The organism is Paraburkholderia sp. BCC1886 (genome assembly GCF_900996245.1).
Classification (GTDB): domain Bacteria; phylum Pseudomonadota; class Gammaproteobacteria; order Burkholderiales; family Burkholderiaceae; genus Paraburkholderia.
Genome location: NZ_CAAJGK010000097.1, coordinates 1 through 510 on the forward strand (window position 1 = coordinate 1; position 510 = coordinate 510).

At 70.8% G+C, this 510-nt stretch carries 2 protein-coding genes; both read left to right on the plus strand.

Annotated features, from left to right (window positions below):
• The coding region (locus FQ746_RS30375; protein ID WP_144113517.1) for a hypothetical protein at positions 1–189 on the plus strand (189 nt) is incomplete at its 5' end.
• A gap of 164 nt (positions 190–353) precedes the next feature.
• The coding region (locus FQ746_RS30380; protein WP_144113519.1) for a chorismate synthase at positions 354–510 on the plus strand (157 nt) is incomplete at its 3' end.

The window sequence follows — 510 nt, forward strand, 5'->3', positions numbered from 1 at the left end:
CCGATGGCATTGCGCGGGCTGTGGGGCAGCTGGTTCTCGCGCCATGGCGATGCGCGCTGGCCGCGGCCGATGCGCAAGGGCGCGATGAGCCGGCTGACGCTGGCGGTCGGCGAGCCGATCGCGGCCTCGGCGGCCACGCCCGACCTGCTGCAGCAGGCGGTGAGCGAGCTGCGCGGCGCGCGCAAGTAAGGGCGGGGCAGGGCCTTGCGTGCCGGCCCGAGTCGTCGCGGGTGAAGGCTTCATGAAAGCTGGGCCGGTCGCGCGGCCGTCCCCGGCGCGGCGCGCCTCCCGCGATGGCCGGGGCGGCTGGCATAATAGCGGTTTCCCCGACTTTTTCTCTGGAACGGCTACCCATGTCCGGCAATACCCTCGGCAAGCTTTTCACTGTCACGACCTTCGGCGAATCGCACGGTCCCGCGATCGGCTGCGTGATCGACGGCTGCCCGCCGGGAATGGAACTGACGGAAGCCGACATCCAGCTCGAACTCGATCGCCGCAAGCCGGGCACCT